21 protein-coding genes are annotated in these 18324 nt (G+C 43.5%); 10 read left to right on the forward strand and 11 right to left on the reverse strand.

Annotated features, from left to right (window positions below):
• Positions 1 to 127 precede the first annotated feature (127 nt).
• From BHE18_RS08710 to BHE18_RS08725, 4 genes are all read right to left on the reverse strand, one after another.
• Positions 128 to 316 (reverse strand): ComZ family protein, encoded by a 189-nt coding sequence (locus BHE18_RS08710; RefSeq protein WP_071618165.1) that lies wholly within the window; start codon positions 314 to 316, stop codon positions 128 to 130.
• Positions 313 to 1284 (reverse strand): BMP family ABC transporter substrate-binding protein, encoded by a 972-nt coding sequence (locus BHE18_RS08715; RefSeq protein ID WP_071618166.1) that lies wholly within the window; start codon positions 1282 to 1284, stop codon positions 313 to 315. Before BHE18_RS08715 ends, BHE18_RS08710 begins: the two co-directional genes overlap by 4 nt.
• A 127-nt stretch (positions 1285 to 1411) precedes the next feature.
• Positions 1412 to 2137: a hypothetical protein gene (locus BHE18_RS08720; RefSeq protein WP_071618167.1), complete on the reverse strand. Its 726-nt coding sequence runs from the start codon at positions 2135 to 2137 to the stop codon at positions 1412 to 1414.
• A 21-nt stretch (positions 2138 to 2158) separates the two neighbouring features.
• Positions 2159 to 2902 (reverse strand): hypothetical protein, encoded by a 744-nt coding sequence (locus tag BHE18_RS08725; RefSeq protein WP_071618168.1) that lies wholly within the window; start codon positions 2900 to 2902, stop codon positions 2159 to 2161.
• 246 nt (positions 2903 to 3148) lie between these two features.
• On the opposite strand from BHE18_RS08725, the gene BHE18_RS08730 reads away from it, so the two are divergent.
• Complete coding sequence (locus BHE18_RS08730) at positions 3149 to 3334, forward strand: YjzD family protein (RefSeq protein ID WP_071618169.1); 186 nt, start codon at positions 3149 to 3151, stop codon at positions 3332 to 3334.
• 80 nt (positions 3335 to 3414) lie between these two features.
• On the opposite strand, the gene clpB is transcribed toward BHE18_RS08730, so the two are convergent.
• Together clpB and BHE18_RS08740 are read right to left on the reverse strand one after the other, a co-directional pair.
• On the reverse strand, positions 3415 to 6015 hold the full coding sequence (gene clpB / locus BHE18_RS08735) for an ATP-dependent chaperone ClpB (protein ID WP_071618292.1): 2601 nt from the start codon (positions 6013 to 6015) through the stop codon (positions 3415 to 3417).
• A gap of 153 nt (positions 6016 to 6168) precedes the next feature.
• The gene (locus BHE18_RS08740) at positions 6169 to 6348 is read right to left on the reverse strand and encodes a YjzC family protein (protein ID WP_032089181.1); all 180 of its coding nucleotides are present in this window, start codon (positions 6346 to 6348) and stop codon (positions 6169 to 6171) included.
• 189 nt (positions 6349 to 6537) lie between these two features.
• Here BHE18_RS08740 and BHE18_RS08745 point away from each other — a divergent pair, with 189 nt between their 5' ends.
• Positions 6538 to 7347, forward strand: coding sequence for an undecaprenyl-diphosphate phosphatase (locus BHE18_RS08745; RefSeq protein WP_071618170.1), 810 nt, complete (start codon positions 6538 to 6540; stop codon positions 7345 to 7347).
• 51 nt (positions 7348 to 7398) lie between these two features.
• On the opposite strand, the gene BHE18_RS08750 is transcribed toward BHE18_RS08745, so the two are convergent.
• Both BHE18_RS08750 and BHE18_RS08755 read right to left on the reverse strand, forming a co-directional pair.
• Complete coding sequence (locus tag BHE18_RS08750; RefSeq protein WP_071618171.1) at positions 7399 to 7707, reverse strand: metal-sulfur cluster assembly factor; 309 nt, start codon at positions 7705 to 7707, stop codon at positions 7399 to 7401.
• 70 nt (positions 7708 to 7777) lie between these two features.
• On the reverse strand, positions 7778 to 8551 hold the full coding sequence (locus BHE18_RS08755; RefSeq protein WP_071618172.1) for a prolyl oligopeptidase family serine peptidase: 774 nt from the start codon (positions 8549 to 8551) through the stop codon (positions 7778 to 7780).
• A 134-nt stretch (positions 8552 to 8685) separates the two neighbouring features.
• Between BHE18_RS08755 and BHE18_RS08760 the strand changes: the two genes are divergently transcribed.
• The 3 genes from BHE18_RS08760 (at position 8686) to BHE18_RS08765 (ending at position 9946) form a co-directional block, all read left to right on the forward strand.
• Entirely contained in the window at positions 8686 to 9501 is an 816-nt protein-coding gene (locus BHE18_RS08760; protein WP_071618173.1) for a Cof-type HAD-IIB family hydrolase, read from the forward strand.
• Positions 9502 to 9601: 100 nt separating this feature from the next.
• Positions 9602 to 9754, forward strand: a complete 153-nt coding sequence (locus BHE18_RS23205) for a hypothetical protein (RefSeq protein WP_171910678.1) — start codon at positions 9602 to 9604, stop codon at positions 9752 to 9754.
• A complete protein-coding gene (locus BHE18_RS08765) occupies positions 9755 to 9946 on the forward strand; it encodes a DUF3813 domain-containing protein (RefSeq protein ID WP_071618174.1) in 192 nt (63 codons plus the stop codon). It abuts the gene before it with no gap.
• A gap of 58 nt (positions 9947 to 10004) precedes the next feature.
• Here BHE18_RS08765 and BHE18_RS08770 read toward each other — a convergent pair whose 3' ends face one another.
• Positions 10005 to 10859 (reverse strand): YitT family protein, encoded by an 855-nt coding sequence (locus BHE18_RS08770; protein ID WP_071618175.1) that lies wholly within the window; start codon positions 10857 to 10859, stop codon positions 10005 to 10007.
• Between the two features lie 224 nt (positions 10860 to 11083).
• On the opposite strand from BHE18_RS08770, the gene BHE18_RS08775 reads away from it, so the two are divergent.
• The 5 genes from BHE18_RS08775 to BHE18_RS08795 all read left to right on the forward strand — a co-directional run bounded on the left by BHE18_RS08775 (position 11084) and on the right by BHE18_RS08795 (position 15233).
• A complete protein-coding gene (locus BHE18_RS08775) occupies positions 11084 to 11932 on the forward strand; it encodes a DegV family protein (protein ID WP_071618176.1) in 849 nt (282 codons plus the stop codon).
• A 70-nt stretch (positions 11933 to 12002) separates the two neighbouring features.
• Positions 12003 to 12134 carry a DUF3941 domain-containing protein gene (locus tag BHE18_RS08780; protein ID WP_071618177.1) on the forward strand — a complete coding sequence of 44 codons (132 nt, stop codon included), beginning with the start codon at positions 12003 to 12005 and terminating at the stop codon, positions 12132 to 12134.
• 136 nt (positions 12135 to 12270) lie between these two features.
• Complete coding sequence (locus BHE18_RS08785; RefSeq protein ID WP_071618178.1) at positions 12271 to 12762, forward strand: YajQ family cyclic di-GMP-binding protein; 492 nt, start codon at positions 12271 to 12273, stop codon at positions 12760 to 12762.
• A 103-nt stretch (positions 12763 to 12865) separates the two neighbouring features.
• On the forward strand, positions 12866 to 14215 hold the full coding sequence (locus BHE18_RS08790; RefSeq protein ID WP_071618179.1) for a CoA-disulfide reductase: 1350 nt from the start codon (positions 12866 to 12868) through the stop codon (positions 14213 to 14215).
• A gap of 148 nt (positions 14216 to 14363) precedes the next feature.
• Positions 14364 to 15233, forward strand: coding sequence for an SDR family oxidoreductase (locus tag BHE18_RS08795; RefSeq protein WP_071618180.1), 870 nt, complete (start codon positions 14364 to 14366; stop codon positions 15231 to 15233).
• A gap of 389 nt (positions 15234 to 15622) precedes the next feature.
• Here BHE18_RS08795 and BHE18_RS08800 read toward each other — a convergent pair whose 3' ends face one another.
• Positions 15623 to 16672 carry a LacI family DNA-binding transcriptional regulator gene (locus BHE18_RS08800; RefSeq protein WP_071618181.1) on the reverse strand — a complete coding sequence of 350 codons (1050 nt, stop codon included), beginning with the start codon at positions 16670 to 16672 and terminating at the stop codon, positions 15623 to 15625.
• Positions 16673 to 16757: 85 nt separating this feature from the next.
• Positions 16758 to 18296 carry an alpha-amylase family glycosyl hydrolase gene (locus BHE18_RS08805; protein ID WP_071618182.1) on the reverse strand — a complete coding sequence of 513 codons (1539 nt, stop codon included), beginning with the start codon at positions 18294 to 18296 and terminating at the stop codon, positions 16758 to 16760.
• Between the last annotated feature and the right edge of the window lie 28 nt (positions 18297 to 18324).

An 18324-nucleotide genomic window follows, 5' to 3' on the forward strand; every position in this document is an offset into this window, starting at 1 on the left:
TTCGTCTTGCACTCCAATCAACCGCTGGATCCAGCAAAAACTAAAAAACCCGAATTAATCTGAAACATGGTTCAAATTAATTCGGGTTTTTTAGAGTAAATTGCCTTGTACTACCATCTTTTCAACGTTAATCTTTATGTAATGCGTCTCTTTTCCCTAGTTCGTATGCTTCTCCCATTACTTGTGTGAACAGGGTCATGAAGGGCTGGATCATTTCCGGGGATAATTCGATCCCTGCCTCATCAAGTGTCTGTTTTGCTTCCGGTAAGTACTTCATTGCGATCTGCATAAATTCCATTGATTTGTCCTTGTTCATTGGTTTGCTTCCTTTCCGTTTGGTAATTTACCTGTTTCGATATAGTTTTTGACATGCTGATTGATGGTCTTTTGAAAGTCCTTTGAGATCAGGGGACTGAATTTCCCTAATGAAACGACTCCGTCTTCAAAGTCAAATTCTAGGACCCCTGAAGATAAGTCACTCCCGGCAACCTTATCGGCTACTAGTTCATACAGCTTATCCGCATGCTGAACGGTACTTGTGAGAACCGTGGATTCACCAAGGTCAGATTGATCGGATACATACCCGATTGCGAATAATCCTTCCTCTTTCAGTACTTCGATAACAGCTACATTATAGCCGTCCCCGGCAGGATATACAACATCGGCATCCTTCTTCACGAGCGAATCCAACCGTTCGAGTGCCTTTTCTTTGTCATCCCAATGGTTTGTGTATTCAACAATCACGTCAATGTCTTTATTCTGGTATTTTGCGCCGTCAACAAACCCTTGCACTTCAGGCTGCCAGTCAAACGCAGCGATCACACCGATTTTATTCGTCTTGGAATGGTGGGCAGCTGTCATCCCCCCGAAAAATCCCATTGAATATCCTTTGAACGTTAAACTGGTTGTATTCTTTTCAGTTGCCTCTCCATTAAAACTTACGAAATGAATTTGGGGATATTCACCGGATTTCCGGTTAAAGACCTCTGCATATTCACTTCCATGTCCAAAAACAAGGTTTACGCCGTCTTGATCATATTGCTTGATCGCCTGTTCGATTGATGTATCATTGTTCATGCTCTCTTTATAAAATACGTCTACATCGTGTTTTGATTGTATTTTTAATAATCCTTTGTAGCCTTTTGTTCCCCAGACACCGTCGTTTACGGTTTCCGGGACTAAGAGACCTACATTTTCCAACTCATCGGATACATTCTCTTTCATGCACCCGCTCAGGCCAAGTACTAATATAGCCAGAATAAAAAAGGTTCGTTTCTTTCTCATGTGCAGCAACTCCTTTAAAGCCCATGCAGCGCCGATAAAAAGTATCATTAGAAAAATATTACACCAATATGTCCATTTTACCTCCATCCGTATCCATATAAAAGAGAAATTTTTCTCATTCCTTCTTTCAGAAAGAGTTCATCACTAATTTCTGTTCTTTCAATATGGATTCATGTGATTTAGTGGGATGCACAATGATGGGTTCCCCTATCATGGAACGTTCTTTCTTAAAAGAGGAAAAGGAATCTTCAGTTATATAGGAAAGCGCTTCTTCCCAGCTGTTTTCGGAAAGGGGTCTTAAAGAAAAAGTTCCATGACTTCCTGAATGTTTCAGGATGGAAACCGCTGCATCTTTCACATAAATTGCACCGCTTCGATCATCCTCGTACCTGCTTTCATTTTCTCTCTCCCCCTCCAGGAGCTGTGCAAATAAGAAATGAGATGGCTGATGCCCCCCGTAAAGTGTAGGCAGATAAAAAGTTGCGGATGCTTCATTACTGGATTTGGTGCTGTTACTCCTTTCTGTTTGATTCGGGAAAACCCGCACGATTTCAGGAAGACCGTCTTCACCACTCTTGATCTTACCGATTACAGATGGTGAAAGGCATTGCAGACTCCTGCCTCCGATTTGGTCGTAATAAGGGAGAAACAATCTGCATTCAACCGGCAGTTCCCGATCCCACTCTTCTGCAGGGATATATTGAATGTTAGCGTTTCTCCCGATTTCCAACCATTTATCCGTGGTTTCCGCTTCATCATCGACAGCCGTTACAGTCCATCCTCTTTCCAACAGTGCACGACAGAGTTCAAATCCCAAATATTGCTGCGCAGCAAAAACAACAGCATGATTCAAATCACTCACTCCTAATCAAGACTATAATACTTTCTCATGTAAAGAGAAGTATGAGGCTAATTTCATTCCAAGTGAATCTCTCTTTTCCGGAACCACATAAAAGAGATCAGTTGACAACCCTTTCTCTAAACGATGTTTATATATATCTTTTATGAGTGAGAATTGATTTTTATAACGATTAACATTATAGGACTGAACAATATAAAGCGGGATGGGGCTGTCCTTAAAAACTTCATAATCATACCTGGATTGTGAGAGCAGCTGTTCATAATCCTCTTCTTTCATCCCCCTGGAACCTGTTAATTCATTGACCAGCTTTTTATAGAAAAATTTTTGTTCTCTCTCGTGCCTGATCAGTTCGTAAATAGAGAGACACGGTGTAAACATGACCACTCCTCTTATTTCGTTTTCCAGTCTGGGATAGAGTCCCTTGAAGACGAGGGCGCCCATCCCTTCTGCAAGAATATGAATCTTGCTGTTGATGATTTCACGCCTTTTGACATATTCGTACAGCCTGCCCGCTAATTCCACTGCCTGTTCGCTTCCCCAATTTGCTCCATAAAGATTGCTGTAATATACGATGTACCCTTTTGCCGTTAAATCTCTTATCCATTTTTTCCTGGCTTCGTGCTGATCCCAAAAGCTCGTTTTATGATCGACATAGTGATGGTGATCACCGAGAATCATTACTGCAAATCCGTTTGGCCTCTCAGGATAATGAATCATGCACCACTCTTGATCTAGTTGAAACAATCGCTGATTCATCGGAATTCTCCTTTTACATAGTGAGTCATTACATGTTATGTAAAGAGGAGGAATATGAAAGGAAATCCGCCTATCTAAAAGGAAAAAAGATGACCAAGTTACAGCTGCAGTGGAGCGGATGACAGGGGTTACATTTTCACATATTCGTCATTTATTATTCTAAATAGGTGTGGTATGATAAAAAAGATTGAAGATGGTGGCAGCCCATATACATATGGATGAATATAGAGGAATGAGGTGACTGGCGTGAGATTTTTCTGGACATTTTTCTGGGCGTTTCTGTTGACTCAGATGTTAAATTACGTTGTAAGTTCAATGAATGGATTATCATTTCATTTTATGACAGGTTTGGTTCTATCGGTTGTAATCACAGTTTTACTATTTGTTATGACTTTGATCATCCCGAACGATCCTGTTGAAGATCATCATTAAAAAGCAGCCTTTTTGGGGCTGCTTTTTATTTTTGCATTTTTATTTGGTTGGATTCGGTGCAGACAAAGGTAAGATGATTCTTACTCGGCTATCGCTAAAGTCAGTCCCTGGTCATCTGCATCAATGGTGACTTCTTTGTTTGCCCCGATACTGCCTGCTATCATTTCCCTTGCGAGTTTGGTTTCAACTTCCCTTTGGAGATAGCGTTTTAACGGGCGAGCTCCGTAGACGGGGTCGTATGCGGATTCTGCGATGAATTCTTTTGCTTTTTCTGTCAGGTTAATTGTTATTTGCTGTTCCTCTACTCTGGACTGTAATTCTTCAAGAAGCTTTTCGATGATGTCTTTCACATTTTCGATGCTGAGCGGCTTGAATAGTATGATATCATCCACACGGTTCAGGAATTCCGGCCTGAAAGAGCTTCGCAGCTGCTTCATGACCAAATCCTTCGTATCTTCATCAATTTCTTCCTGCCCCTTATTTCTTTCCAGTAAGTATGAGGAGCCGATATTGGAAGTCATGATGATGACAGTGTTTTTACAGTCGACGGTTCTGCCTTGTGAATCGGTTAATCTCCCGTCGTCAAGCATCTGCAGTAAAATGTTGAACACTTCAGGATGGGCCTTTTCAATTTCGTCAAGCAGGATGACCGAGTAAGGCTTCCTCCTGACAGCTTCAGTCAATTGACCTCCTTCTTCATAGCCGACATAGCCTGGAGGTGCACCGACAAGCCTGGATACTGCATGCTTCTCCATATATTCAGACATATCAATGCGTACCATCTGTTCTTCACTGTCAAACAGGGTATGGGCAAGGGTCTTGGCAAGTTCAGTCTTTCCGACTCCGGTTGGTCCGAGGAATATGAACGAGCCGATCGGCCGGTTCGGATCCTTGATTCCTGCTCTGGCCCGGATTACGGCATCACTGACAAGTTCTACAGCCTCATCCTGGCCGATGACACGTTCGTGCAGTATTTTTTCGAGTTTAAGGAGTTTTTCCCTTTCCCCCTCCACAAGTTTTGTGACAGGGATCCCGGTCCATCTGGCTACGATGTTTGCGACTTCTTCTTCCGTCACTTCTTCTCTCAGGAGCCTGCCTTCCTGCTCCTTCATCATTTCCTGCTCAACAGATTGAAGTTCCTTTTCCATGGCGGGTATTTTCCCATGGCGCAGTTCCGCTGCCCTGTTTAAGTCGTAGTCGCTTTCCGCCTCCTCAAGCTGCCGTCTAAGCTTCTCCAGCTCTTCCCTCTTCTCCTGCACAATCCCGATACTTTCTTTTTCTTTTAACCACTTAAGCTTCATCGCATCGGCTTTTTCCTTCAAATTACTTAACTCTTCCCTGATTCGGGCGAGGCGTTCCTTGCTTTGTTCATCTTTTTCCTTTGTCAGTGCGGCTTCTTCTATTTCAAGCTGCATCACCTTTCTAGTCACTTCATCCAATTCCGAAGGCATCGAGTCTATTTCCGTCCGGATCATCGCACATGCTTCATCGACCAGGTCAATCGCTTTATCGGGCAGGAATCGATCAGAAATGTACCTGTCCGACAATCTTGCTGCTGCAACGATTGCCCGGTCGTGGATATTGACTCCGTGATGAATTTCAAATCGCTCTTTTAATCCCCTCAGTATGGACACAGTATCTTCCACATTGGGTTCCTGCACCATCACCTGTTGAAAACGGCGTTCAAGCGCCGGGTCTTTTTCGATATATTTCCGGTATTCATTCAGCGTAGTGGCACCGATACAGTGCAGCTCACCCCTGGCAAGCATCGGTTTCAATATGTTGCCGGCATCCATGGCACCTTCGGTTTTTCCAGCCCCTACAATCGTGTGCAGTTCATCGATGAACAAAAGGATCCTTCCTTCGCTTTTCTTCACTTCCGTCAGTACCGCTTTCAATCTTTCTTCGAATTCTCCCCGAAATTTTGCACCGGCAACGAGTGAACTCATATCAAGTTCAAAAATGGTTTTATCCTTCAGCCCCTCAGGAACGTCTTTTCTGACAATCCGCTGGGCAAGTCCTTCGACGATGGCTGTTTTTCCTACACCCGGTTCACCGATCAATACAGGATTGTTTTTTGTTTTCCTTGAAAGGATCCGGATGACGTGGCGGATCTCACTGTCCCGGCCGATGACGGGATCAAGCTTGCCGGATTTGACTTCCGCCACAAGATCCCTTCCATATTTTTTCAGAGCTTCATATGTAACTTCAGGATTTTGAGTATTCACCTTTTTTCCCCCTCTTACGGAAGTAATGATTTCTGTGAGCTTGTCTTTGTTTATACCCATTTCTTTCATATATATAGTGATGGCATGATCCCTTAGTTGAAATAGTGCGAGAATCAAGTGTTCAATGGATAAATAATCATCTTCCCACTTTTTTTGAATTTTTTCACTCTCTTGTAAAAGTCGGTTCAATTCACTCGATATATAATTTCCATACTGTACCCCGCTGCCCTCAACTGCAGGAATGCCCTTAAGCTGTTTATCAAGGAATTCATTTAAATCCGCCGTCTTTACCCCTGCCTTTTCGTATATGGAGGGGAGCAGACCATCCCCCGTCTGGCTCAGTGCTTTCCATAAGTGGATGACTCGGATGTCGGTATGTTTATACTCTTTTGCGAACTGCCCTGCAGATACAAGACCTTCTTGAATGCTGTGTGTCATGGATTCATATTTCATCATTAATCACCTCTTTTGACCTTTATTGACCTTTGTACCTATTATATATCCTATCCCAAAAAATAAAAAGAACAAGGATGACCGGTTGAATGAGGAATGTAGTATGTTCATTCCCTTTATGTCCAAACGGTAATCCCTGCTCCTAGCCTATCGTTAAGGTTTTCTCATATATGTCCAGTGGCGGTTGTGGTTGGAATTTTCAGGAAACCGGTCTCCCGCTTTCATTTTTAGCTTTTGAGGATTGTTTACATTACTGCCGGTTTCACCAATTTCGATATAAATTCCATTGTTTGGCGCTTTTTCTCCGCCCCTGAAGTGTCTTGGTTGTCCCATTCATGATTCCCCCTCATTTTGAAGCATGGCTTCTTTCTTATTTTTCTCTTAGGGAGGTGGTTCATGCATGCCATTTGGAGGTAACCATTAGATTACGGTTTGGTTAACATTCGGAAAAAGTCTTTACAGTTTGTACCTGTTTGGTGTTAAATAAAAAAATGTGGAGAAATAACGCTTGGAGGATATGTAATGGATTTTTATACGATAGTGAAATACTTATTTTTAGGGATATTCCAGGGCTTTACTGAGCCGATCCCAATTTCATCAAGCGGGCATCTCGTCCTCGCCCAGCACTTTCTGGGGATTGAAGAACCGGGATTGACCTTTGAAATATTAGTGAATACCGCTTCCCTCTTTGCTGTATTATTAGTTTACCGTGAAGATATTTGGCGTTTGATTGTGAATGGATTAGGTTACTTTAAGGAAAAAACACCGGAGAACAAGCGCGATTTTCATTTTATCGTGTATTTGATCATCGGTACGATTCCAGCCGGAGTAATCGGAATCGTCTTCGGCGATGTCATTGAAGAACATCTATCCTCTGTCGTGACGATCGGGATCACTCTCATCATAACGGGGACGGCATTGTGGCTCATCCGCAACCTGCGCGGAAGTAAGAATGACGGAGACTTGAACGCGAAGGATGCTTTGATCATCGGTCTGGCACAGGCAGTGGCACTGATTCCGGGAATAAGCCGGTCAGGGGCAACGATTGTTGCAGCGATGGCCCGCGGGATGAAAGCAGAGACCGCTCTCCGCTATTCCTTCCTTTTATACATTCCGGTCAGCTTCGGCGTGATGCTGCTCGGTATCAAGGATCTCATTGAAGCGCCGCCTGCAGCATCAATGACCGTTCCTTACGTGCTGGCATTCCTGGGATCATTGATTGCTTCATATTTCTCTTTGAAATGGTTCATGAATATTATGGTCAGAGGAAACCTGAAATATTTTGCTTTTTACTGCTTGATCGTAGGGTTACTCGTTGTTATGTTTATTTAATAGCGAAAAAAAACCCCTTTTCAATATCAATTGAAAAGGGGTTTTTTATGATCATCTGATGCCAAGCGCGATTTTTGCATAGCGTGACATATTGTCTTTGCTCCATGGCGGATTCCAGACAATATCGACTTCTGTTTCTTTTACCTCAGGGATATCCCTTAAAGCAGCCTTGACTTGATCGACAATCGTTCCTGCCAGCGGGCAGCCCATCGATGTTAGTGTCATGGTAACGGTCGCTTTGCCTTCCTCATCGAGATCGACATCATATACCAATCCCAGATTGACGATATCTATTCCCAGTTCAGGGTCGACAACTTGTTCAAGTGCACCCATCAAATTATCTTTAAGATCCTGATCCATCGTAACACTCTCCTTCACTCATCTTTATCTACCATTCATCTTAACAAAGAAACGGCCTGAAAACAAAAGGTTAAGCCGAAAGATGTTTTTCGAACCATTCCACCAGCTTCATGACACCTTCCCTGGAAACCTTATGATCCGCCTTATCATCAGCAATGAAGAGAATGTTTTCTTCATTTCCTTCGTAGGCAGGAAGGATAGCCCTGTAAAACTCCTCTGTCAGATGGAAAGGGACAACCTTGTCTTTTCTTCCATGCCAGAACATGAGCGGACGGCCATTCAACTTTTCCGGCTGCAGACTCAAATCATATTTTGACAGTTCATCAAGGATCGCCTTCACTTCTTCCTCACTGAACGGCAGCTCGTATCCAGCTGACTTCAGGTGAGCAAGCTGAGCCTTTGCAAATTTAACATAAGATGGGTTCCCCATCAGTGAAACTGCTGAAGAAATCCAATCATACTGAGTCAGTGCTCCAAGTGTGACGATGCCTCCCATCGATGTTCCGGCAACGCCGATTCCGTTATCGATCAGCAAGCCTTTTTCTTCAAAGTGACCCTTTAGCAGGGAAAGTTCATGGATGCTGTTCAAGACTATTTTCCAGAACACCCCGCCTAATTCAGCTTCTGTTTTACCTGTCGCCCTTTCTCCATGCTCCAGGCAATCCGGCAGGACGACTCTGAAGCCTTTTTCAGCCAGGTAATAAGCATAATGAAGATTATGCTCTTTCGCACTTGTGAATCCATGTATAAAAAAGCACAATGGCAGAGGCTGATTTCTTTCCTCTTCCTTTACTAAATGCAGATATGGGATATTTCCGATATACGACTTCTCAATTACGATCATGATCAGCTGCTCCCTCCTGTACGCTTATAACACTATTATGATATCCTAGATTTTACAGGTTGTATATTAATCAGCTCCTGTATTTACAAACTAATTTGATTCACGACATTACAAAGAATTGGGGATAATACGTTATGACTTTACATGAAAAACACTTAATCGTATTAGATTTGGACGGTACACTTCTGACCGATGAAAAAAAGATTTCATCAAAGACTTTCCATACATTAACAGAAGCAAGAAAACAGGGTCATGAAGTGATGATCGCGACCGGCCGTCCTTACCGTGCAAGTGAAATTTATTATAAGGAATTGAATTTAGCTACTCCCATTGTCAATTTCAATGGGGCTTTCACCCATCATCCAATGGATGAAAATTGGGGTATTTATCACACCCCGATGGATCTACATGTATCCAAGCAGATCATTGAAGCGTGCCACGACTTTCCGTTCCGTAATATCATCGCTGAGGTGAAGGATGATGTATATCTTCATTACCATGACGAAAAGCTTATTGATGTTTTCATGATGGGAAACCCTTCAATTTCCACGGGGGATATTCGTGAGTTTCTCACAGAGAACCCGACTTCCATGCTGATCCATGCTGAAGAAAAAGATGTGAAGGACATCCGGGCACATCTTGATGAAGTTCATGCCGAAGTAATCGATCACCGCAGATGGGCTGCACCCTGGCATGTCATTGAAATTGTGAAATCCGGTTTAAATAAAGCTGTCGGGATTGAAAAAGTCGCTTCTTCTTTAAACATCCCTCAGGAGCGCATCATCGCATTCGGTGATGAAGATAACGATTTTGAAATGCTTGAATACGCAGGAACCGGCATTGCAATGGGGAATGCCATCGACAAAGTAAAGGAAATCGCCAATGATGTCACATTGACGAACGAAGAAGACGGAATCGGCGTATACCTGCAAAAGCGCTTTAATCTTTGATGGCAGGAGTGGGAATTTTTTTTACTGTAAACACCGCCGGGTTAAGCCATACTACAAAAGAACACAATTCGTGTTCAAGCTTGTAAAAGGGGTGGTTGCAGTGGGTAGAAATAAATCGAAACGATTTGTACAACAAGGTAAAGTTGCTGTGGCAAAGCATGATGAACGGATTCCGTACCACTTGACGTATGCTGAAGCAGAGGCGAACAAGCTGTCTTCCAAAGTGGAAGATTCCTCTTTGGGGGGAATATAAATGAGCAACCCATTATTCCGGCAGGCCCGTCAGGCAGTCAACTCTGCAAAGCAGGCAGCATCTCAAGGCGGTAATACGGAGGCATCCGTCACCAAAGCCAAAAATGCCTTATCTTCTGCCTATGCGAACAGCAATACAGCAGAACAACACCAATTACGCGCCCTTCAGGATGAGCTGAATACTCTTCAATAAAGCAAAAAAAGGTTGACCTTCCAAGACGGGATGGTCAACCTTTTCTTCTTTTGCTGAATTAATCTCTCCTAAAGAACCCAAAGATGCCTGTCGTCTGCACGATATTGGTGAAGGCGTTCGGGTCGACTTCTTTTATCGTATGCTCCAGCTCATACAATTCATAACGCGAAATGACAATGATCATCATTTCTTTCTGCTCTCCGGAAAAGGCACCTTTTGCAGGAAGAGTAGTAATTCCCCTCATCAGTTTCGAGTGGATGGCTTCGCGGAGCTCCTGGGATTTCTTTGTGATGATCATCGCCGTCAATTTCTCATGACGGGTATGGATGGCATCGATGACACGTGTGGAAGCATACAGCGTCACGAGTGTATACAACGCTTTTTCCCAGCCGTATAAAAAGCCGGCAGAGATAATGATGAAAGCATTCATGGCAAAGAAATAAGAGCCCACCGGCTTATCTTTCATGCGGGACAGGATCATGGCAATGATATCCATACCACCTGTTGATGCCCCCCACTTCAATGTCAGGCCGACTCCGACAGCCGCAATCACACCTCCGAAAACGGCATTCAGCAAAATATCCGGTGATAAATGAATGACCGGGATGACCTCGAGGAAGAATGAGGTCAGAAATACAGAGATAAAGCTGTATACAGTAAATGATTTACCAACCTTGAACCATCCGATAATGGTGACGGGAATATTCAATAAGAATAATAAAATACCGGTTGATACATTAAACTGTGTAAATTCTTTGATGATGCTTGATAATAATTGTGCCATTCCAGTAAATCCACTGGCGTAAACGTTTGCCGGTATCAAGAAGAAGTTCATGGCGATCGCACCCAAAACAGCACCGATCAGCACCACCACAAACTTTTTCACTTCCAAATGCACACTATCCCTATTCATGCACAGACCTCCCCTATTGTGTAGCTTCTACTACTAAATATGTTCCACAAAATATCATAACTAAACTCTCCCTCAAATTCAGCTGCACAACGGTTTTTTCACAAAAATGATCTGTAAGTAACAAAACATTCTTTCATAAAGGGAAATTAGACAGGATTAGATTGTCATTTCAGCGAAAAATAGCTAGACTAAAGCTATAAGTAAAGATAAAAGGATGAGAAATGATGACAGTAAAATTATTTGCCGACAGTGCAAGCGACCTGCCAAAAGAATTTTTCAATCAGGACAACATAGAATTTTTCCCACTTAAAGTACATATCGAAGGACAGGATTATGAAGACCTCATCAGCATTGAACCCAAAAAGGTTTTTGATAAAATTCGTGAAGGCCACATGCCTAAAACCTCTCAAGTATCACCTGAAACCTTCCTGAAGAAGTTCACTGAAATTGCAGAAAACGACGAAAAAGGAATCTATGTCGCCTTCTCTTCCCAACTTTCAGGAACGTATCAAACAGCCGTGATGATCCGTGATCAAGTAAAAGAAGAACATCCCGGGCTTGACCTTGCCATCATCGACTCCAAGTGCGCTTCCCTCGGCTACGGCCTAGTGGTCAAGAGTGCCCTGACTGCCCTTAATGAAGGCTGTGACCAGCAAGAAATCATTGATATAATCAACTATCAGGCCGAGCATATGGAACATCTTTTTACCGTTGAGGATCTTGATTATCTCGCCAAAGGCGGCCGTGTTTCAAAAGCTTCTGCATTTTTGGGCGGACTGCTTAATATCAAACCTCTTCTTCATGTCGAAGACGGTAAGCTTGTACCGATTGAAAAACTCCGCGGCAAAAAGAAACTCCTGAGACGAATCCTTGAACTGATGGAAGAACGCGGTACAAACCTCTCGGAACAGACAATCGCCATCAGTCACGGAGATGATGAGGAACTTGCCCTGGAAATGAAAAAGTTGATTGAAGAAAAATTCTCTCCAAAAGATGTATATATCAATATTATTGGATGTGCCATCGGTTCTCATACAGGAACAGGGACATTGGCAGTATTTTTTCTCCACTGAGGCTCATAAAGCTCCCTGCTCTTTGTCATACTAATCGGGAAACCGTTTCTACTTGAAGGGAGTGCTTACTATGCCGCACACATCAGATAACGATAAAAAAGCGAAAGACAACCAGGCTCTGCATGAAGAGAAAAACAAAATGAAAGAACTAAACCGTCAAGCCGGAAAGAATCAATACTCCAAAAAAACGGACCACCTCTAATATGGACTCAATATGAATCAACCGGCCACCTGACAACAGGTGGTCTTTTCATTTCAATCATCTTTCTTCATAGTTGTGCAATATAAAGGGACTTCGATATAATGTTAGAAGAATATAGTAATGGAGGGAACTACATATGGCAAAAGAAAGCTCTTTCGATATTGTTTCAAAAGTCGAAATGTCAGAAGTAAGCAACAGCATCCAGATTGCACTGAAAGAAATTCAAACCAGGTATGACTTTAAAGGAAGCAAAAGTGATATCAAACTGGACGGGGAAGAAATTGTATTAGTATCTGATGACGAGTTCAAAATGAATCAGCTGAAAGATGTCTTATTAAGCAAGTTGATCAAACGCAGCGTACCGGTTAAAAATCTTGATTACAGCAAGCTTGAAGGAGCCTCCGGGGGCACAGTGCGCCAGCGTGCGAAACTCGTTCAGGGAATCGATAAAGAGAACGCGAAAAAAATCAATACAATCATCAAAAACTCCGGTGTGAAGGTAAAGAGCCAGGTCCAGGATGACCAGGTCCGTGTCACCGGAAAAAGCAAGGATGACCTGCAAAAAATCATTTCAGCCGTAAGGGAAGCGGACTTATCCATTGATGTCCAGTTTGTAAATTTCCGCTGATTTGTTATCTTACATAGTCTGATGGGTAAACTATACTCATTGGACTTTTTTTATATTCTGTACTGATTATGATTAATACTAGAGAAGTATACGGAGGAGAAATATGAATAAGAAAATTATCGTTATAGGAGCTGTGGGCGGAGGCGCCACAACTGCTTCGCAGCTGAGGAAGCTGGACGACAAAGCAGAGATTATTTTACTCGAGAGAACTTCTTATCTTTCATACGGAGCGTGCGGAATGCCGTATTATCTCGGAGAAGTAATCGAGGACCGTGAAGATTTATTTGCCTATACTCCTGAAAAGCTGCAGTCCAAAAAAAAGATCGATGTGAGGATGCAGCATGAAGCCGTAAAGATTGACCGGGAAAAGCAAACTCTTCATATTCATGACCTTCTTAAGAACCAAGAATATCAAGAAACCTATGATGCGCTGATCATAGCGACTGGTGCATCCCCATTCGTCCCTGATATAGAGGGACTTGGTACCATCCCCTCTTTCACTCTGAGGACGGTTGAAGACATGGATAAACTAAAAAACTACCTGATAACGGAAAAGCCAACAGCCGGGGCCATCATCGGCGGCGGGTTCATTGGCGTGGAAATGTCCGAAAACCTCACCCGTCTCGGTATCAACACTTGTATTGTTGAACGGTCCAAACATGTCCTCAACATCATTGATGAAGAAACGGCTTTGAAGATCCAGGATCACGTAAAAGGAAAAGGTGTTTCATTATACGTAGAAAACGGACTGCACAAAGTCACTTCTGAATCGGAAATCCTGCTTGATAATGGAGAAACGGTTAAAACTGATTTTATTCTTTTATCAGTCGGGATAAAGCCTAACAATGCACTCGCAAAGGATGCCGGGCTTACGATCGGAGATTCTGGCGGCATCAAAGTTAACGAGTATATGCAGACCGATGATCCGTCCATTTATGCTGTCGGTGATGTGGTCGAATCTTTCGACAGAATCGACGGCAGTCCGAAACAAGTCCCGCTTGCCTGGCCGGCACACCGCCAGTCCTACATCATCGCCAAACACCTGACAGGCAGTCCTGTCTCTTTTGGAGGGATGCTTGGAAGCGCGATTGCGAAAGTATTTGACTTGAGCATTGCCACGACCGGATTGGGCGAAAAAGAGCTGACAGAACGGAAAACGAAGTATAAGACGGCTGTACATGAAGGGAAATCACATGCAGGTTACTATCCGGACAGCAAAGATGTGTATGTGAGGGTTCATTTCTGTCCCGACACTGGTAAAATCTATGGCGGCAATGTAGTCGGCGGCGGAGGAGTGGATAAACAAATCGATGTCCTTTCCACTGCCATCACCGGCGGTCTCACGGTCTTGCAGCTGCAGGAAATCGAAACCTGCTATGCCCCCCCATTCTCCTCTCCAAAGGGCCTGCTGAATATGATCGGATACAAGGCAGAGAAGATGATGGATTCCTGATTAACGGAACAGACCCAGAGTGGGTCTGTTTTTTTTAGAAAAGGCAGTTTCCAAAAATGTCGACAAATGATGTTAATAATTGGACTCATCGGGTAAACACTAACCTAAGGATAATCATTTAACTTTACATTTAAAGGAGTGTTTCAGTTTGTCACAACAGCAAAATGAAAAGCAAACCTTCCCGCCGCAGCACCAGGATCATCAGCCAGGTACGATAGACGAAATGAATCCGCAGCCGATCCATACCGACCAGAACTATAAAGGAAGCGGTAAACTGGATGGGAAAGTCGCTCTTATCACAGGAGGAGACAGCGGGATCGGGCGTTCTGTCGCTTGGTACTTCGCACGTGAAGGTGCACATGTCGCCATTTCATACTTAGATGAACACGAGGATGCCAACAAGACGAAAGAACTGGTGGAAGCAGAAGGCGTTCGGTGCATGCTGCTCGCAGGCGATATCGGCAGCGAGACGTTCTGCAAAGACCTGATCAACAAAGTGATTTCGCAGTTTGGCAAATTGGACGTTCTCGTCAATAATGCTGCAGAACAGCATCCCCAGGACGGCCTTGAAAACATCAGCAGTGAACAGCTTGAAAGAACATTCAGGACCAATGTATTTTCAATGTTCCATTTGACCAAAGCTGCCCTGCCTCATCTTAAAAAGGGGGCATCCATTATCAATACAGCTTCGATCACTGCCTATAAAGGCAATAAAGATCTCATCGATTACTCTTCAACTAAAGGGGCAATCGTAAGCTTTACCCGGTCCCTTGCTGAAAATATCGCTTCAAAGGGTATCAGGGTCAACGGCGTTGCACCCGGCCCGATCTGGACTCCGCTCATCCCTTCCACTTTCAGTTCAGACAAGGTATCTCAGTTCGGTGCCAATACACCGATGGGAAGGGCCGGTCAGCCATTTGAATTAGCCCCTGCTTATGTCTATCTGGCAAGCGATGATTCTTCCTATGTGTCGGGGCAGATGATCCATATTAACGGCGGGACGGTCGTGAACGGTTAATCTGCTTTAGAAGAGGTGGCATGTGAGGCAGAGATTTGAATCATTTTAAGGAATAGTTAGAAACCGGGTTTTGGATACCCGGTTTTTTTCTGCGTGGAAATGTCTATTGACGTTCTGTTCCAGATTAGAATGATTGTTAAGAGATCATATATTTGGAATTAGGATCGTATTTTTGAATTCAGGATCGTAAATCTCAGATTCGGATCGTATTTTCCAAATTAGGTGCTTAAATCCGGAATAACCCTTACAAAACACCCACCCGGGTATACCCCTTGTGTTCATACTCCACCCAAAAACTTCTTCCACACCTCATTTCCAGCGTATTTTTACTAAATGAAGGACTATAAGCAGTTACACTCAACCCTTTTACCAAAAAAAGACCGGGGCAACTAAGCCTCGGTCTCTTCTTTATGATCAACTTCCCTCTTACTGCATGATGCACGCTTTACAATTTCGTGCGGTATGATGATTCGTTTGATAGGGTCGTTCGGGTTTTCGAGTTTCTGGATCAGGCTTTTAGCCGCTTCATTGCCTAGGTTGAAAATATTGATATCAACCGATGTCAGCGGGGGGCGGGACATTTCTGCAAGAAGAACGTTATTAAAGCTGATAATGGATATATCTTCCGGAACGGAAATATCCATTTCATCCAGCGTATTCAACACACCCAGTGCCATTAAATCATCAGCTACAACCAGTGCAGTCGGGGGGTGTCCCAGCTGCATCAGTTCATTGATCGCTTCCCTGCCGCCTTCGCGAAGAAATTCTTCGTGGATGATATATTCATCTTTTAAATCGTGGCCTGCATCCCTGAGCGCCTTTTCATATCCCAATAAACGTTCGACCGTAACGACCAGGTTCAGGTTCCCGCCGATAAAACCGATGCATTCATGGCCCAGTCCAAGGAGATAATTCGTTACCTCTTTCGCTGCCCTGAAATTATCATTGTCCACGTGTGTAATTTCTTCAGAATATTTATAAGGCTTTCCGACAACCACAAATGGAAAGCTGCGTGCTTTTAAATAGTTCATCACTTTGTCTTCGACTTTTGAATAAAGAAGGATGATTCCATCCACTCTCCCGCCTTGGACCATTTGGACGACACCTTCAAAGATTTCTTCTTCCGACTGGCCTGTCGTCATTTGAAGTGCATATTGCTTTTCGTGTGCTCCTTCACTCAACCCCCTCAAGACTGTGGGGAAGAATGGATTTTGAGAAAACGTACTGGCTGAACCTGGAAGTACCAGCCCCAATACCCTTGTGGATTGATTCGCCAGACTTCTGGCGATGAAATTCGGATGATACCCCAGTTGATCCATTGCTTCTCTTACCTTTTGTTTTGTCTTTTCACTGATTCTCGGGTTATTTGCGATTACGCGTGAAACGGTTGATGGTGCGACATTTGCCAGTTTCGCCACATCTTTTATCGTAACAGCCATCGTCACTCCCCCCTTCTGCTGCAAAATGAAAAATAATAGCGCTTTCAATCTTATACCTTCAAGGCCCTTTATAGAGCCCATCAGGTTAAGCTTTTCGGTTTTTCCTTCCGCGTTTCCATACCAGGTAAATAAATATTAGAAATAATACATAGACCGCTGCAAGTGCTGACAAATAAGGAATATTCAATCCGCTTTTGTCTTTCAGCAGGTAGATTTCCGCTTCTTCCCGTTCAAGCGCCACTTTATATTTCCCATTGTCATCACTGCGGACGAGGTCGCTTGTGAGCAAGCCTTTCAGCTCCTGATTCTCTGCCAGGTCTTCGGGACTTAGTTCCACTGTCTGGGTCTTGCTTGAATTATTGATGGCCACCACCACTGTCTGATCTTTATAGGTGCGTTTATAGATACCCATTCCATCTTTTTCATACAACGGTTCTACTGTTCCCCTTGTCAAAGCCGGGTAGTCCTGACGAACCTTTCCGAGTGTTGATATGTAATCAATAAGTTCCTTATCCGCTCGGAAATTCATCAGTCTCCGGTTATCGGGATCTTCTCCCCCGTCCATGGCAATCTCAGAACCATAATAGACAATCGGTATTCCCGGGGTGGTGTACATATATGCCATGGCAAGCTTCCAGCGCGTTCCGGGGAATACATTTTCCTGTACCAACAGCCTTGTAAAGCGTTCCATATCATGGTTATCGATAAATGTGCCCATTACATAGGGATTTTCATAATACGTTTCATTGTATTTCCAAAAATTGAAGAGCCTGTCCATTGACGTATCAGGTTTTTTAAATACTGATCGCATTTCTTCGGCTTGCGGGACATTAACAAATCCATCAATGCCGACGTCGTTATATTCAGCGATCTTCTGTGGGTCGCGGTCAAAAACCTCACCAAGAAGATAGAAATCGTCTTTTACTGACTTCACCTCTTTACTGAATTCACTCCAAAAATCCTGTGGAACATGACGAACCGTATCCAATCGGTAGCCGTCGACATCGGTCTCCTTTATCCACCATTTTGCAGCATTAAAAAGGTATTCCCTCACTTCGGGATTTTCGGTGTTCAAATCAGGCAAGTCATATAACCATGCATTCTGCAGACTATCCTTATTGGAAAAGTTCATCGGCTGCTTTTCATGTAACCAATCCTTTTTTGCAGGGTCATTCACCCACGGATGTTCAGGGCTCACATGATTAACCACAAAATCCAAAACGACTTTCATATCGCGCTTGTGAGCTTCATCCACAAGCTTTTTAAACGTTTCCATCGAACCAAAATGTTCGTCCGGCTTATAAAAGTCCGTGATCCAGTATCCATGGTATCCTTTTGGCTGGTTATCGAATACAGGGGTCAGCCAGATGGACGTGAATCCCATATCCTTAATATAATCCAATCGATCGATGATCCCCTGGAAATCGCCTCCCTGATAGGCTTTTGGATCTTTAGTATCCACTTCTTTATCATTTGTCGTATCTCCGTTATTGAAGCGATCCACCATCAGGAAATACATTGTTTCATCCTGCCACTTTCGTTCTTCTTTTTCAACTGCACCTGCGGGTACGGCGTAAAAAAGAAGAAACGGGACTAAAATGAGAGCAATTACTCTTCTTTTCATCTCCGCTTCCTCCTCGGGTAGTTAGTAA

The sequence above is a fragment of the Rossellomorea aquimaris genome (genome assembly GCF_001877785.1).
In the GTDB taxonomy this organism is placed as follows: Bacteria; Bacillota; Bacilli; order Bacillales; family Bacillaceae_B; genus Rossellomorea; species Rossellomorea aquimaris_A.

Bases quoted from the DNA above. Each gene is read 5' to 3' on its own strand.
- BHE18_RS08780 (WP_071618177.1), top strand. From the start codon at position 12,003: ATGCCGCACACATCAGATAACGATAAAAAAGCGAAAGACAACCAGGCT.
- BHE18_RS08800 (WP_071618181.1), bottom strand. From the start codon at position 16,672: ATGGCTGTTACGATAAAAGATGTGGCGAAACTGGCAAATGTCGCACCA.
- BHE18_RS08790 (WP_071618179.1), top strand. From the start codon at position 12,866: ATGAATAAGAAAATTATCGTTATAGGAGCTGTGGGCGGAGGCGCCACA.
- BHE18_RS08740 (WP_032089181.1), bottom strand. From the start codon at position 6,348: ATGGGACAACCAAGACACTTCAGGGGCGGAGAAAAAGCGCCAAACAAT.
- BHE18_RS08755 (WP_071618172.1), bottom strand. From the start codon at position 8,551: ATGATCGTAATTGAGAAGTCGTATATCGGAAATATCCCATATCTGCAT.
- BHE18_RS08715 (WP_071618166.1), bottom strand. From the start codon at position 1,284: ATGAGAAAGAAACGAACCTTTTTTATTCTGGCTATATTAGTACTTGGC.
- BHE18_RS08710 (WP_071618165.1), bottom strand. From the start codon at position 316: ATGAACAAGGACAAATCAATGGAATTTATGCAGATCGCAATGAAGTAC.
- BHE18_RS08765 (WP_071618174.1), top strand. From the start codon at position 9,755: ATGAGCAACCCATTATTCCGGCAGGCCCGTCAGGCAGTCAACTCTGCA.
- clpB (WP_071618292.1), bottom strand. From the start codon at position 6,015: ATGAAATATGAATCCATGACACACAGCATTCAAGAAGGTCTTGTATCT.
- BHE18_RS08805 (WP_071618182.1), bottom strand. From the start codon at position 18,296: ATGAAAAGAAGAGTAATTGCTCTCATTTTAGTCCCGTTTCTTCTTTTT.
- BHE18_RS08760 (WP_071618173.1), top strand. From the start codon at position 8,686: ATGACTTTACATGAAAAACACTTAATCGTATTAGATTTGGACGGTACA.
- BHE18_RS08725 (WP_071618168.1), bottom strand. From the start codon at position 2,902: ATGAATCAGCGATTGTTTCAACTAGATCAAGAGTGGTGCATGATTCAT.
- BHE18_RS08775 (WP_071618176.1), top strand. From the start codon at position 11,084: ATGACAGTAAAATTATTTGCCGACAGTGCAAGCGACCTGCCAAAAGAA.
- BHE18_RS08745 (WP_071618170.1), top strand. From the start codon at position 6,538: ATGGATTTTTATACGATAGTGAAATACTTATTTTTAGGGATATTCCAG.
- BHE18_RS08770 (WP_071618175.1), bottom strand. From the start codon at position 10,859: ATGAATAGGGATAGTGTGCATTTGGAAGTGAAAAAGTTTGTGGTGGTG.
- BHE18_RS08750 (WP_071618171.1), bottom strand. From the start codon at position 7,707: ATGGATCAGGATCTTAAAGATAATTTGATGGGTGCACTTGAACAAGTT.
- BHE18_RS08785 (WP_071618178.1), top strand. From the start codon at position 12,271: ATGGCAAAAGAAAGCTCTTTCGATATTGTTTCAAAAGTCGAAATGTCA.